Raw genomic sequence first — 11766 nt, forward strand, 5'->3', positions numbered from 1 at the left:
GGACGGGTACGTGCCGGTTTCCGTCCCGAGCCCGTGGGAGGACCCGTGGCCAACCTCGCACAGCACCTGCTCGACACTGCGGCGCAGCACGGCGACCGGCCGGCGCTGCGCATGGACGAGGCCGTCCTCGACTACGACCGGTTCCACGAGGCCGCCGCCGGGGTGGCGGCCGGCCTCCGCGACCGGGGCGTGCAGCCCGGTGACCGGGTGGGGATGGTCCTGCCGAACGTCGTCAGCTTCCCGGTCGTCTTCTACGGCACGCTGATGGCCGGCGCCGCCGTCGTCCCGATGAACCCGCTGCTCAAGGCACGTGAGGTCGAGTACTACCTGCGCGACTCCGGCGCCCGGCTGGTGGTGGCGCTCGACTCGATCGCCGACGCGGCCACCGAGGCGGCGGCCGCCGTGGGCGTCGACGCGGTCGCCGTCGGACCGGTGGACCCCGGGGAGGCCCTCGGCGGGTCCGGCAGCCGGGACGCCGAACCGCGGGACGACCGGGACGCGGCGGTCATCCTCTACACCTCGGGGACCACCGGCCCACCGAAGGGCGCCGAGCTGACCCACGCCAACCTGCGCAGCAACGCCCGCGACGGCGGGAGCGAGCTGGTCGAGGCCACCCCGGACGACGTGATCATGGGTTGCCTGCCGCTGTTCCACGTCTTCGGGCTGACCTGCGGGCTCAACGCCAGCGTGCTCGCCGGCTCCTGCCTCACCCTGCTGCCCCGCTTCGACGGGGCCAAGGCGCTGGAGATCGTCCAGCGCGACCGGGTCACGATCTTCGAGGGCGTGCCCACGATGTTCGCCGGGATGCTGCACACCCCCGACCGGGACCGCTACGACGTATCCAGCCTGCGGCTGTGCGTCTCGGGCGGGTCGGCGATGCCGGTCGAGGTGATGCGGGCGTTCGAGGAGGCCTTCGGCTGCATCATCCTCGAGGGGTACGGGCTCTCCGAGACCTCTCCCGTGGCCTCCTTCAACCAGCTGCACGCCGAACGCAAGCCCGGCACGATCGGCACCCCGATCCCGGGCGTGGAGATGCGGCTGGTGGACGACGAGGGCCGCGACGTGCCCGAGGGCGAGGTCGGCGAGATCGCCATCCGGGGCCAGAACGTCATGAAGGGCTACTGGGGCAAACCGGAGGAGACGGCGAAGGCCATCCCCGACGGCTGGTTCCGCACCGGGGACCTCGCCCGCCGGGACGCCGACGGCTACTACGCGATCGTCGACCGCAAGAAGGAGATGATCATCCGCGGCGGCTACAACGTGTACCCGCGGGAGATCGAGGAGGCGCTCTACGAGCACCCCGCGGTCGCCGAGGCCGCCTGCGTCGGCGTCCCCCACCCCGATCTCGGCGAGGAGGTCGCCGCGGCCGTCGCGCTCAAGCCGGGCACCCAGGCCGACCCCGGCGAGCTGCAGGCCTGGGTCAAGGAGCGGGTGGCCGCCTACAAGTACCCGCGGCACGTCTGGCTGGTCGACTCCCTGCCCAAGGGGCCGACCGGCAAGATCCTGCGCCGCGCCGTCGAGGTCCCCGCGGAGGTCGCACGATGACATCCCAGAATGCGACGCAGCAACTGGACACGTCCCATCTGGGCGAGGCGCTGGGCACCGACTTCTTCTCGGTCAGGGAGCAGTTCACCGAGGAGCAGTGGGAGAAGTTCATCGCCGTGCGCCGCTTCGTCGACCGGGAGGTGCTGCCGGTCGCCGGGGACTACTGGGAGCGGGCCGAGGTCCCGTGGCCGCTGATCCGCCGGCTGCCCGAGCTCGGCATCGTCGGTGAGAGCATCAAGGGCTACGGGTCGGCGGAGATGAGCCCGATGGCCGCCGGGCTGGTGCACATGGAGCTGCACCGCGGCGACGGCAGCCTCGGCACCTTCCTCGGCGTGCACGCCGGCCTGGCGATGCAGTCGATCGACATGTGCGGCTCGGAGGAGCAGAAGGCCCGCTGGCTGCCGCCCATGTCGACCCTCGACAAGATCGGCGCCTTCGCGCTCACCGAACCGCAGCACGGCTCGGACTCCGTCGCGCTGGAGACGACGGCCCGCCGGGAGGGCGACACCTGGGTGCTGGACGGCGCCAAGCGCTGGATCGGCAACGGCACCCTGGCCGACCTCGTGGTCGTCTGGGCGCGGGACGTCGCCGACGGCCAGGTCAAGGGCTTCGTCGTCGAGACGCCGGCCGACGGCTACGAGGCGTCGGTGATCACCGGGAAGGTGTCGCTGCGCGCGGTCTGGCAGGCCGACATCGAGCTGCACGGCGTCCGGGTGCCCGAGGAGAACCGGCTGCAGGAGGCGCACGGGTTCGCCGACACCGGCCGGGTGCTGGCCACCACCCGCAGCGCCTGCGCGTGGATGGCGCTAGGGCACGCCACGGCCGGGTACGAGACCGCCCTGGCCTACGCCCGCGAGCGCCGGCAGTTCGGCAAACCGCTGGTGAGCTTCCAGATCGTGCAGGAACGGCTGGTGCGGATGCTGGCCGCACTGACCGGGATGCAGCTGTACTGCATGCAGATCGGGCGCCTGGCCGAGGCCGGGCGGCTGTCCCCCACGGTCGCCGGGCTGGCCAAGATGCACAACACCCGGACCGCTCGCGAAATCCTCGCCGAGGCCCGCGACCTGCTGGGCGGCAACGGGATCCTGCTGCAGAACCACGTCATCCGGCACATGGCCGACATCGAGGCCATCCACACCTTCGAGGGGACGGAGACGGTGCAGACCCTGATCGTCGGCCGAGACATCACCGGGGTCAGCGCCTTCACCTGAGAAAGGACCCCGTCCTCCCCAGCCCTCGCACGCTCGGGCCGGGATCCGGGACGGGGCCGCCCCCACCCGAGCCGAGGGAGACCCATGGCCGACCCGAGCCCGCCGCTGTGGCGGCAGGCCTTCGACGCCGTCGAGCGGCGCGTGACCCCGCACGCCGAGGAGTTCGTCCGCACCGAGACCTTCGCCGTCGGTGCCGCCCTGACCAGCCGGGTGGTCACGCTGGCCCGCCACTCCGCCCGCGGCCTGACCACCCGGGCCTGGCACCTGCTCAACCTGCCGGCCGGGACCGACGTCAGCCGGTTGCGGGCGCAGGTCGGCGCGCTGGACCGCGAGGTCCGCCGGCTGACCCTTCAGCTGGAGACCGAGAGACGACGTAGCACCGAGGAGAACGATGCCGCCCATCCCGAGCCCGCAGACGGTCCTCGACCGCGTCCGGCGCGACGTCGAACGCAACGCCCTGCGCGCCCGTAACGGCCTGAAGCTGGTCAGCGGCGTCGACCGGCCGAACGTCGGCCAGACGCCCAAGGACGTCGTCTGGCGACGGGGGCGTACCCAGCTATGGCACTACCGCAACGACCCCGACACCTACGGCGGGGTGCGGTACTCACCGCCGTTGCTCATCGTGTTCAGCCTGGTCAGCCGCAGCTACATCCTCGACCTGACGCCGGGCAACAGCTTCGTGGAGCAGCTGCTCGAAGCCGGGTTCGACGTGTACATGCTGGACTGGGGCGAGCCCGACGAGCGGGACGCGGCCAACACGCTCGAGGACTACGTCGACGACTACATCCCCGCCGGCGTGCAGCGGGTGCTGGAGATCTCCGGCGCCGACGAGGTCAACCTGTTCGGCTACTGCTTCGGCGGTGACCTCTCCCTGCTCTACGCCTCGCACCACCCCGACGCGCCGATGCGCAGCCTCACCGTGCTGGCCACCCCGGTGGACTTCCGGCACATGGGTCCACTGGCCGACCTGTTCCGGGTCGGCGGGCTGGACGTCGCCTCGGTGCTCGACGCCGACGGCAACGTGCCGCCGCGGGTCGTCGTCCAGGGGTTCCGCGCGCTGACCCCCACCGCGGAGGTGACCCGCTACGTGACGCTGTGGGAACGCCTCTGGAACGACGAGTACGTCGCCGGCTACCAGGCGATGACCGGCTGGGCGGACGACCACGTGCCCTTCCCCGGGGCCGCTGCGGAGGAGACGGTGCGGATGCTGGTGCGCGACAACGGGATGGTCACCGACCGGCTGACGGTGGGCGGCGACCGCGTGCACCTGTCCGACATCCGGGTGCCGTTCCTCACCGTGCGGGCCGACCGCGACCACATCGTCCCGCCCGACGCGACCGCGCCGCTGATCGACCTGGTCGGCTCGCCGGACAAGCACGAGCTGCGGCTGCCGGCCGGGCACATGGGCCTGGTGGTCGGCCGGACGGCGGCCCGCACGACGGTGCCGACGATCATCGACTTCATCCGCCGCCGCAGCGATCCGCTGGGCGCCGACGCCGCCGAGGAGGCCTGAGATGGCCGATGTCGTCGAACTGACCGACGCCCACTGCGACGCACTGCTGCGCTTCTTCGGCGACCTCCCCGAGGGCGACCGCACCTTCATCCGGGAGGACGTCACCGACCCCGACGTGGTGCGTGGCTGGGCCGCCGATGGCACGTCCGGCACCCGCCGCTGGGTGGCGCTCGACGGGGACGGCGCGGTCACCGGGTACGTCGCCGTCCTCCGGCTGCCCGGCTGGTCGGACCACGTGGGCGAGGTGCGGCTGGTCGTGTCCCCCGCCGGCCGCGGCTCCGGGCTGGGCGGGGAGCTGGCGCGGCACGCGATGGTGCAGGCACTGGAGGGGGGCCTGACCAAGCTGGTCGTCGAGGTCGTCGCCGAGCAGGGCGCTGCGCTGGCACTGTTCACCGGCCTCGGCTTCACCGGCGAGGCACTGCTGGTGGACCACATCCGTGATCGGGACGGCGAGCTGCGCGACCTCATGGTGCTGGCCCACCGCGTCGGCGAGACCTGGGCCGGCATGAGCGCGGTCGGGCTCGACGAGGCGCTCGGGGACTCCTCCTGACCGCGCCGCCACCGCGGCGGCCGGAGCCGATGAGTTCGGCTCGCTCATCCAGTCCCCACGGCATGAGTGAGTCCGAACGAACGCCCACGACCATCTCGAACATCGGCGTGGCCATGTTCACGGTTGCCGACCAGGACGCGGCGCTCGCCTTCTACACCGGGAAGCTCGGCTTCGAGGTGCGTGGCGACACCCGCTTCGGCGAGCACGACGAGATGCGCTGGCTGGAAGTGGCCCCGCCCGGTTCGCGGGCGCGGCTGGCGCTCAACCCCCCGATGGGCGGCCGGCCCGGTGGCGGCTCGATCGGTGTCGAGACGCCGGACGTCCTGGGCGAGCACGCGCGCCTCCGTGCCATCGGCGGCATCGACCTCGACCCCGAACCGATGCGGACCCCGGGCGCCCCGCTGATGTTCATGCTGCGCGACCCGGACGGCAACCACGTCGTCGTTGTCGAGGAGCCACCCGCCTCGTAGTCGCGCCACCGCGGTCGGCCGTCGCCACCGATCAGGCCTCGGTGACCCGGCCGTCCGCGACGGCGAGCCGGCGGGTGGTGTCGACCGCGGCCAGCATCCGCCGGTCGTGGGTGACCAGCAGCAGCGTGCCGCGGTAGCCGGCCAGCGCCTGCTCGAGCTGCTCGATGGCGGGCAGGTCGAGGTGGTTGGTCGGCTCGTCGAGCACGAGCACGTTGACCCCGCGGGCCTGCAGCAGCGCCAGCCCGGCCCGGGTCCGCTCGCCCGGCGAGAGCGTGTCGGCCGGGCGCAGCACGTGCTCGGCGGTCAGCCCGAACTTGGCCAGCAGGGTGCGCACGTCGGCCGTGGCCCGGTCGGGCACCTCCGCGGAGAAGGCGTCCAGCAGCGGTTCCGAGCCCAGGAACGCCCTGCGGGCCTGGTCGATCTCGCCGACCCGCACCGACGGGCCCAGGCCGCCGCGGCCCTCGTCCAGGGGCACCCGGCCGAGCAGGGCCGCCAGCAACGTGGACTTCCCGCTGCCGTTGGGGCCGGTGATCGCCACCCGGTCCCCCCAGTCCACCTGCAGGTCGACCGGGCCCAGGGTGAAGCCGCCGCGGCGCACGACCGCACCGGCGAGGGTGGCGACGACCGCGCCCGCCCGCGGCGCGGCGGCGATCTCCATCCGCAGCTCCCACTCCTTGCGCGGCTCCTCGACCACCTCCAGCCGCTCGATCCGGCGCTCGGTCTGCCGCGCTTTGGCCGCCTGCTTCTCGGAGCTCTGCCGCCGGAAGCTCTTGATGTGCTTGTCCGGGTCGGTCTGCTTGCGGACGGCGTTGCGCAGCCCCTTGTCCATCCAGTTGCGCTGCGTGCGCGCCCGCGCCTCCAGGTCGGCCTTCGTCCCGGCGTACTCCTCGTACTCCTCGCGGGCGTGCCGGCGGGCGACCTCGCGCTCGACCAGGTAGGCCTCGTAGCCGCCGTCGTGCACCCGCACCAGCTGCTGGGCCAGGTCGAGCTCCACCACGCGGGTGACCGTGCGGGCGAGGAACTCCCGGTCGTGGCTGACGACGACGATGCCGCCACGGGCGCCGGCGACGAAGCGCTCCAGCTGCTCGAGCCCGGCCAGGTCCAGGTCGTTGGTGGGCTCGTCGAGCAGCAGGACGTCGTAGCGCGACAGCAGCAGCCCGGCCAGCCCCACCCGGGCGGCCTGGCCGCCGGAGAGCCCGATCACGGCGGCGTCGAGCGGCACGCCGGTGGCCACCTCGGCGACGACCTGCTCGGCACGCTCGTCGAGGTCGGCCCCGCCGAGGGACAGCCAGCGCTCCAGCGCCGCGGCGTAGGCGTCGTCGGCGCCGTCCACGCCCGCGGTCAGCGCCTCGGTGGCGGCGTCGAGCGCGGCCTGGGCCGCGGCCACGCCGGTCCGGCGGGCCAAGGCCTGGCGCACCGTCTCCCCCGTCCGGCGCTCGTGCTCCTGCGGCAGGTACCCGAGGGTCGCCGTCGGCGGGCTGACGGCCACGCTCCCCGACTCGGCCGACAGCTCCCCGGCCAGCGTGCGCAGCAGGGTGGACTTGCCCGCGCCGTTGACCCCGACCAGCCCGACGACGTCGCCGGGGGCGACGACGAGGTCGAGGTCGGAGAAGAGGACGCGGGCACCGTGACCGGCGGCCAGGCCGCGGGCGACGAGCGTGGCACTCACGGCCCCATCCTCCCCATAACGGAGTTGATCATCGTCTGGCTGCACGACACCACGGGCGACACGCCGGGAGGACGTGCACACGGACGATGGTCAACGGGCATCCGGCGGGGCCGGCCGTCTCATCATCAGCCCGCCGCGTCCTCCCCGTCGTCCTCCTCGAGGACGTCGTCGGCCATCTCGTCGAGCATGGTCTCCAGCGCGAGGTCGGCCTCGCCCGCCGGCCGGCGCCGCACCAGCCAGGGCTGCAGGTCGTCGTAGCCGCGCACCGAGACCCGGCGCAGCGGCCGCACCCGGTAGCGCGGCAGCCCGCGCAGCCGGCGGACCAGGTCGCGGTCGACCAGCAGGGTCCCCGGGCGGGCGATCGAGGTGAGCCGGCTGGCCAGGTTCACCACCGGTGAGTACACGTCGCCGAGGTGGGTGAGCACCGTGCCGTAGGCGGCGCCGACCCGGAGCGGCGGGCGGTCCTCGGCCTGCCAGGCCTCGGGCAGCTCCAGCCCGATCTCGACGGCGTCGATCGCGGAGGCGGCGGTGTAGAGGATGCCGTCCCCGACCGTCTTGACCACCCGGCCGTGGTGGCGGGCGATGACTCCGCTGGCGATGCTCTCGAAGTCCTCGACCATCGCGCCGAGCTCCCGCCCGCCCATGCCGCGGCTGCGGGTGGTGTAGCCGACCAGGTCGGCGAAGCCGACGGCGAGTTCGCGCCGGTCGGCGCTGCCCGCGGGGGTGAGCAGCCGGTCGGCGTTGGCGGCCAGGTGCCGACGCCACACGTAGTCCTGCACCTGCCGCAGCAGGGGGAACAACCTGCGGGCGGCGGCCACCGCCTCCTCGGGCCGGACCCCCCGCGGGCCGGCGTCCTCTCCCGCCCGGGCGAGCGCGTCGGCGAGCAGGTCGGTCTGCCAGTCGGCCAGCCGGGACAGCGACTGGCCCATGGCGCGGGCGATGGAGGCCTCGGTGCCCGGATCGACGAAGCCGGAGTCGATCAGCGCCGAGAGCAGCAGCAACGCGCGGACGTCGGCGTCGGTGAAGACGCGGTCGTCGTCGGCGGCGTCGGGGAAGCCGAGTGCTCGCCAGAGCCGCTTGGTGCGCTCCGGCGGCATGCCGGCCATCGCGGCGACCTGCAGGCGGGTGAACTTCCGCGGGCCGTCCAGGAGCAGGCGCAACAGCGCCTCGCGGGCGGCGTCGGCGCCCGCGACGGCGGCTGGGTCCCCGGTGTCGTCGGGCAGCGGTGTCAACCCGTGGTGTGGACGACCAGCACGTCGACCGACGAGCGGCGGGTCACGTCGGCGGGGACCGAGCCGAGCAGCCGCCCCTTGAGGCTGCTGAGCCCGCGGTTGCCGACCACGAGCAGGTCGGCCTGCTCGCGGGCGACGACGTCGAGCAGCGTCTCGACCGGCGAGCCGACGACGGCGACCTGCGCGACGTCGACGGCGCCGGCGGCGGTCGCCTCCCCGGCCGCGGTGCGCACGGCGTCCTCTGCCGGCGCGGACCCGACGACCTGGTGCGCGTCCTCACCGAGGACGTCTCGCGCCCGGCGCACCTCCCGGTCGTCGGCGCGGGACGGCAGGTAGGCGCAGACGATGACCAACTGGGCGCCGCAGGCCCCCGCGAGAGCCCCGGCACGGCGGACCGCCCGGAGGGAGGACTCCGACCCGTCGGCCCCCACGACCACCCTGCGGTAGGCGCTCACGGACACCTCCTCGCTCGCGCTCCGGGCCGCCTCGGACGGTTGCCGCGGCTTCCCCGAGGGCCGGCTCCCCGCCCGACCGGGCAACCTACCGAACACGGTGGTCACCGGTGTGCCCGGGGTCACGCTCCGGCAGTCCCGACACGCGGGTGGGGATGCCGGCGGCGCCGGGCCGTGCGCTTGGATGGACGCGTCGCCCGGCCGACGACGAGGAGAGCGCCATCCAGCCCGGCAGCAGCCCCCACCGCGGCCCCGTACGGGTCGAGGTCCGCGGCCTCACCAAGAGCTTCGGCGCCGTCCGCGCCGTCGACGACCTGAGCTTCACCGTCGAGCCCGGCTCCATCACCGGCTTCCTCGGCCCCAACGGGGCCGGCAAGACCACCACGCTGCGCATGGCGCTGGGCCTGGAGCGGCCCGACGCGGGCACCGCCACCTTCGACGGCGTCCCCTATCCCGCCCTCCCGGCGCCGGTCCGCACCGTCGGCGCGGTGCTCGAGACGGCGTTCCACCCGGCGCGGTCGGGGCGCAACCACCTCCGGGTGTACTGCCGGGCCGCCGGCCTGCCGCCCTCCCGCGCCGACGAGGTGCTCGCCCAGGTCGGCCTGGCCGAGGCCGGCCGGCGCCGCGCCGGCGGCTATTCACTGGGCATGCGGCAGCGGCTGGCCCTGGCCACCGCGCTGCTCGGCGACCCGGCGGTGCTCGTCCTCGACGAGCCGGCCAACGGGCTGGACCCCGAGGGCATCCACTGGCTGCGCGGATTCCTCCGTCACCTCGCGCACGACCAGGGCCGCACCGTGCTGGTCTCCAGCCACCTGCTCGCCGAGATGGAGCAGACCGCCGACCGCGTGGTGATCGTCGGGGCCGGGCAGCTGGTCCGCGAGGGATCGCTGGCCGAGCTGCGCTCCGGCGCGCAGGGCAGCGGGGCGGTCCTCGCCCGCAGCCCGGAGGCCGGCCGGCTGGCCGAGGTCCTCGGTGCGGCCGGGTTCACGCTCGTGCCGCCGGACGACGACCTGGTCACCGTGACCGGGACGACGCCGGCCGCGGTGGGTGCGCAGGCCTTCCGGGCCGGGGTGGAGCTCCACGAGCTGCGCGCGGAGACCAGCGGCCTCGAGGAGCTGTACTTCCGGCTCACCGCCGGCCAGGAGCAGTACGCCGCGCCTCAGGGAGGCGCCCGGTGACCGCGCTCGTCCGCGCCGAGTGGACCAAGCTGTTCACGACCCGGGTGTGGATCGGGCTGCTGGCCGGCGCCTGCCTCCTGGCCGGTGGCTCCGCCGCCCTGGTCACCGGGCTGGCGGGCCAGCCCGGCGGCCCGCCTCCGGTGGGGACGGCGCAGTTCGAGCAGCTGGCCCTGGCGGTCGCGTCGAACGCCGCCGTCCTCTCGCTGATCCTCGGGATCATCGGGATGACCCAGGAGTACCGGCACCGCACCGCGACGCCGACCTTCCTCACCACACCCCGCCGCGGCCGCGTCGTGGTGGCGAAGCTGCTGGCGTACGGGCTCGCCGGGGTTCCGTTCGCCCTGCTGGTGACGGCGGTGACCGCGACCGTGGTCACCGTCTACGCGGGCGCGCGCGGCGCGGCGCCGTCCCTGACCGGCGACAACCTGCAGGTTCTCGTCTTCGCCGGGCTGGCGATCGTCGTCTACACGGTCATCGGCGTGGGCCTGGGTGCGCTGATGCGCAACCAGGTCGGGGCCATCGTCGGCGCGCTGGTCTACCTGTACGTCGTCGAGCCGTTGCTGAGTTCCTTCCAGGCCACCGTCGACGTCTTCAGGTGGTTGCCCGGTGGTGCACTGCGCGCGTTGACCACCACAGCCGGGGGGCCGCCGGGGGTCACGCTGGACCTGCTGGAACGCTGGCAGGGCGGCCTGCTGCTGCTCGGCTACGGTCTGGTGGCGGCCGTGCTCGGCACCCTGCTCGCCGTCCGCCGCGACGTCGTCTGAACGAGGACCCCCTGCCCCCCACTCATCGGCCCCCTCCCGGGCACCGCCGACGGCCCCGTCCAGAGGCTCATCCCGAGCTTGCGAGGGATTCATCCCGAGCTTGCGAGGGATGAGGAGGACGGGGTCCTTCGACGGTGGGGAGGAGGGGGTCCTGCCACCTGCAGGGGGCCGAGCAGAACCTGACCGCACGGAGCACTGTCTTCCCGACCGGAACGGGGATTCCCCATGACCACGCGCATGACCGCACAGCGGCTGGGCCACCTGATCGCCGACGGCGACACCGAAGCCGTCCGCACTGCCGTCCAGGACTCGCCGCGGCTGCTCTCCACCACGGTGGAGCGCGACGGCCAGGGCGGCTGGACGCCGCTGCACCTGGCGGTGGCCGAGCGGCGCGCCGAGATCGTGCGGCTGCTCGTCGCGGCCGGCGCCGACCTCTCCGTCCCGACCGAGCACCGGCGGACGCCGCTGCACACCGCTCTGGTCTCCGCGCCCGAGCTGGTCCCGCTGCTGCGGGAGCTGGGTGCGCCGGTGGACGCCGCGAGCGCGGCCTACCTCGACGACGTCGACCGGCTCGGCGCCGAGCTGGACGGCGGCGCGCCCCTGACCGACCCGGTGACCGGGGTGCACCTGCTGACCCTGGCCGCGGCCGGTGGCGCAGCCGGCAGCGCCCGGGCGCTGCTGGACCGGGGCGCCGACGCCGACGGCGGGGCACTGCACGCCGCCGCGGCCGGCGGCCGGCTGGAGCTGGTCCGCCTGCTCCTGGCCGCGGGCGCCGACGTCAACCGCCGGGAGCCGGACACCGGCCGCTCTCCCCTGCACGCCGCCGTGTCCGCCGACGGTGGGCCCGACGCGCCCGAGGTGGTACGCGAGCTGCTCGACGCGGGAGCCGACGTCAACGCCACCACGGCCGACGGCGCCAGCGCCCTCGACATCAGCCGGGTCGCCGCGGCCCGCAGCCGCCGGGACGACACAGGTCGGGCGACCACGCACGACGCCCTTGCCGACCTGCTCGTGGCCCGCGGCGCCACGGATTGAGCGAGGACCCCGTCCTCCCCGCCCCCTGGGTCCCGCAGACTCCGGGTGCGAATCGGCCCCGTCCAGGGGCCCTCCTGCAGGGTTCCGCCGCGAGCTCGCGAGTGGCGGGGGGCAGGTGGGTCCTTCAGCCGGTCCGCCTGCAGGTGC

12 protein-coding genes are annotated in these 11766 nt (G+C 74.3%); 9 read left to right on the forward strand and 3 right to left on the reverse strand.

What is annotated here, in order from left to right; translation table 11 throughout:
• Window positions 1-45: 45 nt before the first annotated feature.
• The 6 genes from E4P41_RS03950 to E4P41_RS03975 all read left to right on the forward strand — a co-directional run bounded on the left by E4P41_RS03950 (window position 46) and on the right by E4P41_RS03975 (window position 5289).
• A complete protein-coding gene (locus E4P41_RS03950) occupies window positions 46-1545 on the forward strand; it encodes a long-chain fatty acid--CoA ligase (RefSeq protein ID WP_135139571.1) in 1500 nt (499 codons plus the stop codon).
• Window positions 1542-2756, forward strand: a complete 1215-nt coding sequence (locus E4P41_RS03955; protein ID WP_135139572.1) for an acyl-CoA dehydrogenase family protein — start codon at window positions 1542-1544, stop codon at window positions 2754-2756. Before E4P41_RS03950 ends, E4P41_RS03955 begins: the two co-directional genes overlap by 4 nt.
• A gap of 84 nt (window positions 2757-2840) precedes the next feature.
• Window positions 2841-3227, forward strand: a complete 387-nt coding sequence (locus tag E4P41_RS03960) for a hypothetical protein (RefSeq protein WP_135139573.1) — start codon at window positions 2841-2843, stop codon at window positions 3225-3227.
• Window positions 3148-4269: an alpha/beta fold hydrolase gene (locus E4P41_RS03965; RefSeq protein ID WP_135139574.1), complete on the forward strand. Its 1122-nt coding sequence runs from the start codon at window positions 3148-3150 to the stop codon at window positions 4267-4269. Before E4P41_RS03960 ends, E4P41_RS03965 begins: the two co-directional genes overlap by 80 nt.
• A 1-nt stretch (window position 4270) precedes the next feature.
• Window positions 4271-4819 (forward strand): GNAT family N-acetyltransferase, encoded by a 549-nt coding sequence (locus E4P41_RS03970; protein ID WP_135139575.1) that lies wholly within the window; start codon window positions 4271-4273, stop codon window positions 4817-4819.
• Window positions 4820-4881: 62 nt separating this feature from the next.
• Window positions 4882-5289 (forward strand): VOC family protein, encoded by a 408-nt coding sequence (locus E4P41_RS03975; RefSeq protein ID WP_135139576.1) that lies wholly within the window; start codon window positions 4882-4884, stop codon window positions 5287-5289.
• Window positions 5290-5320: 31 nt separating this feature from the next.
• Here the strand turns inward: E4P41_RS03975 and E4P41_RS03980 are convergent, their stop codons facing one another.
• From E4P41_RS03980 to E4P41_RS03990, 3 genes are all read right to left on the reverse strand, one after another.
• A complete protein-coding gene (locus E4P41_RS03980; protein WP_135139577.1) occupies window positions 5321-6958 on the reverse strand; it encodes an ABC-F family ATP-binding cassette domain-containing protein in 1638 nt (545 codons plus the stop codon).
• Window positions 6959-7083: 125 nt separating this feature from the next.
• A complete protein-coding gene (locus E4P41_RS03985) occupies window positions 7084-8190 on the reverse strand; it encodes an adenylate/guanylate cyclase domain-containing protein (protein WP_245177090.1) in 1107 nt (368 codons plus the stop codon).
• The gene (locus E4P41_RS03990; RefSeq protein WP_135139578.1) at window positions 8187-8645 is read right to left on the reverse strand and encodes a universal stress protein; all 459 of its coding nucleotides are present in this window, start codon (window positions 8643-8645) and stop codon (window positions 8187-8189) included. Before E4P41_RS03990 ends, E4P41_RS03985 begins: the two co-directional genes overlap by 4 nt.
• A gap of 152 nt (window positions 8646-8797) precedes the next feature.
• On the opposite strand from E4P41_RS03990, the gene E4P41_RS03995 reads away from it, so the two are divergent.
• The 3 genes from E4P41_RS03995 to E4P41_RS04005 all read left to right on the forward strand — a co-directional run bounded on the left by E4P41_RS03995 (window position 8798) and on the right by E4P41_RS04005 (window position 11619).
• Window positions 8798-9820 (forward strand): ABC transporter ATP-binding protein, encoded by a 1023-nt coding sequence (locus E4P41_RS03995; protein WP_135139632.1) that lies wholly within the window; start codon window positions 8798-8800, stop codon window positions 9818-9820.
• Window positions 9817-10584 carry an ABC transporter permease gene (locus E4P41_RS04000; protein WP_135139579.1) on the forward strand — a complete coding sequence of 256 codons (768 nt, stop codon included), beginning with the start codon at window positions 9817-9819 and terminating at the stop codon, window positions 10582-10584. Before E4P41_RS03995 ends, E4P41_RS04000 begins: the two co-directional genes overlap by 4 nt.
• A gap of 225 nt (window positions 10585-10809) precedes the next feature.
• The gene (locus E4P41_RS04005) at window positions 10810-11619 is read left to right on the forward strand and encodes an ankyrin repeat domain-containing protein (RefSeq protein WP_135139580.1); all 810 of its coding nucleotides are present in this window, start codon (window positions 10810-10812) and stop codon (window positions 11617-11619) included.
• The last annotated feature ends 147 nt before the right edge of the window (window positions 11620-11766 follow it).

The sequence above is a fragment of the Geodermatophilus sp. DF01-2 genome (genome assembly GCF_004571065.1).
In the GTDB taxonomy this organism is placed as follows: domain Bacteria; phylum Actinomycetota; class Actinomycetes; order Mycobacteriales; family Geodermatophilaceae; genus Geodermatophilus.

Coding starts and splice junctions, on each gene's coding strand:
- E4P41_RS03970 (WP_135139575.1), top strand. CDS start 4,271: ATGGCCGATGTCGTCGAACTGACCGACGCCCACTGCGACGCACTGCTG.
- E4P41_RS03960 (WP_135139573.1), top strand. CDS start 2,841: ATGGCCGACCCGAGCCCGCCGCTGTGGCGGCAGGCCTTCGACGCCGTC.
- E4P41_RS03965 (WP_135139574.1), top strand. CDS start 3,148: ATGCCGCCCATCCCGAGCCCGCAGACGGTCCTCGACCGCGTCCGGCGC.
- E4P41_RS03975 (WP_135139576.1), top strand. CDS start 4,882: ATGAGTGAGTCCGAACGAACGCCCACGACCATCTCGAACATCGGCGTG.
- E4P41_RS04005 (WP_135139580.1), top strand. CDS start 10,810: ATGACCACGCGCATGACCGCACAGCGGCTGGGCCACCTGATCGCCGAC.
- E4P41_RS03995 (WP_135139632.1), top strand. CDS start 8,798: ATGCCGGCGGCGCCGGGCCGTGCGCTTGGATGGACGCGTCGCCCGGCC.
- E4P41_RS03955 (WP_135139572.1), top strand. CDS start 1,542: ATGACATCCCAGAATGCGACGCAGCAACTGGACACGTCCCATCTGGGC.